This window comes from Paractinoplanes toevensis (assembly GCF_018332695.1).
In the GTDB taxonomy this organism is placed as follows: domain Bacteria; phylum Actinomycetota; class Actinomycetes; order Mycobacteriales; family Micromonosporaceae; genus Actinoplanes; species Actinoplanes toevensis.
In genome coordinates, this window is record NZ_BOQN01000225.1 from 1 (window position 1) to 2,347 (window position 2,347).

The following is a 2,347-nucleotide window of genomic DNA, read 5'->3' on the forward strand; positions in this document are numbered from 1 at the left end:
AAGAGCATCCAGATGCGAGACACGGTATGGCTTCGGCTGACTCATCGGTGTTGCCCGACCTTTCCGGGGGGTTACTTTTGGTCGTTGTTACGGAAGGTGACGCTGCAACGCTGCAAGCAACCGGGGCGCGAGATCCTTGCGGCAGACCACCAGGTCCGGCAGCTTAGGATCGGCCTCGTTGTATTTCAGCGCAGAACCGTCGATTCGGCTAGCGTGCAGGCCGGTGGCCAAAGCCACAGCGACCGGCGCGGCGGAGTCCCACTCGTACTGGCCGCCGGCATGGATATAGGCATCTGCCTCGCCGTTTATCACCGCCGCGATCTTCACACCGGCCGATCCCATGGGCACCAGCTCGGCCCCGATTTCTTCCGCGAGAGCCGTCACGAAGGCCGGCGGACGGGTCCGCGAGGCAGCGATCCTGATCGATCCGCCGACGCCGCTATCGATCGGCATCGGTGGATATGCCGGAGCGTGGTCGGTGGCGATGGTGCGATGTTGAGCCGGCATCGCGACCGCGCCGGCCGCCAGATGACTCGGATTGGCCGAGTCGGAACTCCAGAGAGCGACGTGCACGGCCCAGTCGGCGCGGCCCTCCTCGGAGAACTCGCGGGTGCCGTCGAGCGGGTCGATGATCCACACCCGGTTCGCGCCGAGGCGCTCCGGGCGAACGCTCGCGGGCTCGCCCTCCTGCCAGGCGATCCGGGAGTGGTCGTCCTCCTCGGAGAGCACCGCGTCGGCCGGACGCCAGCGCGCCAGCTCGGCTCGCAGCAGATCGTGCGCGGCCCGATCACCGGCGGTCTTGAGCGCCTTGCCGTCCGCGTACCCCATCTCGTCGCGGACCTTCAGCAGCACCTGACCGGCGCGGTCCGCGAGCCAGCGAGCGAAGGCTGAGTCGATGACCGGCGGGGTCCCGCCGTGCTCGCCTTCCCGCTGGCTGGTGATGCGCTCCGACGTCTCTGTCATTGCCTCGGGCTCCCTCACGGTCAGTACGCCCCCGACGAGCGCACCACGGCGGTCATCGTCCGCAAAAGGATCACCAAGTCCAAGCTGAGCGACCAGTTCTCCACATAGCGCAGGTCCAAGCGGACGGCTTCCTCCCACGGCAGGTCCGATCGTCCGGAAACCTGCCAAAGGCCCGTCATGCCGGGTTTGACGGCCAGGCGACGCCGCACGTCGTCGGCGTAGACAGCCACCTCCGACGGCAACGGCGGCCGCGGCCCAACCAGCGACATCTGGCCGAGCAGCACGTTCAGCAACTGCGGCAGCTCGTCCAGCGAGAACCGGCGCAACCAGCGGCCCACCCGGGTGACCCGCGGATCATCGCGGATTTTGAAGAGCACACCGTCGTGCTCGTTGAGATGCCGCAGCTCGGCAAGCCGCGCCTCGGCGTCCACGTACATACTCCGGAACTTGAAAATGCGGAACGCGCGGCCGTCCCGGCCCACCCGTACCTGACGAAAGAGTACCGGCCCGCGCGAGGTCACCCGCACACACAGTGCGACGGCCAGCAGCAGTGGGCCGAACGCGGTCAGCAACAGCAGCGCACCGAGCCGGTCGAACACGTCCTTGACCAGCCGCGATCCGCCGTGCAGCCGCGGGTGTTCGACGTGCAGCATGGGCAGCCCGTCGAACGGCCGGATCGTGGTGCGGGCACCGGCCACATCCACCAGCGCGCTCGCCACCACCAGGTCGACCTCGTCGCGCTCGAGCCGCCAGGCCAGCCGGCGCAGCGTCTCGCCGTCCAACTCCGGGCAGCTGAGCACCACCACGGTGTCCGCGTCGGCCCGCTCCACCGCGCTCGCCACGTCGTCGAACGTGCCGTACACGGTCAGTCCGTTCATGCCCTCGCCGTCATGCCCGGCCGGCAGGCAGGCGCCCACCACCTCCAGGCCGTGATAGCGCTCCCGGCGCAGCTGCCGGGCCATCCCGATCACCGACAGCTCGTGCCCGGTCAGCAGCACCCGGCGCAGGCTCTCCCCGCGGGCACGGGCCAGGTGCAATCGCTTGCGCAGGGCGAAACGCAACACCACGGAGGTGCAGATCGCGGTGGGCAGGGCAGCGAGGACATAGCCTCGCGCAAGATCTAGATCGAGGGCGTACGACACCAGGGCCGCGCCCGCGATCAGGCCTACCCCGCCCCGGAACACGCGCTGATACTCGTCCGTCCCGACGAACAGGAAGCGCCGCTCGTACGCCCGGGAGACCGCGAGCACCGCCAGCAGCAACACCGGCAGCATCGCCGAGATGATCATGTAGCCGCGGTTGTACGCGGTGACCTCGTCGCCGAAGCGCAACCCGAACGTCACCGCACCCGCCGCACTGCCCGCCAGCAGGTCGGCCAGCACCA

Annotated in this window: 2 protein-coding genes; both read right to left on the reverse strand. The window is 68.9% G+C overall.

Going from position 1 to position 2,347, the window contains the following annotated elements; translation table 11 throughout:
* Positions 1-87: 87 nt before the first annotated feature.
* Positions 88-963, reverse strand: coding sequence for a 3'(2'),5'-bisphosphate nucleotidase CysQ (locus Ato02nite_RS50795; protein ID WP_213013944.1), 876 nt, complete (start codon positions 961-963; stop codon positions 88-90).
* A 20-nt stretch (positions 964-983) separates the two neighbouring features.
* On the reverse strand, positions 984-2,345 hold the full coding sequence (locus Ato02nite_RS50800) for a sugar transferase (protein ID WP_246608264.1): 1,362 nt from the start codon (positions 2,343-2,345) through the stop codon (positions 984-986).
* Positions 2,346-2,347: the final 2 nt, after the last annotated feature.

Excerpts from the sequence above, each read along its gene's own strand:
- Ato02nite_RS50795 (WP_213013944.1), bottom strand. The coding sequence starts at position 963 with ATGACAGAGACGTCGGAGCGCATCACCAGCCAGCGGGAAGGCGAGCAC.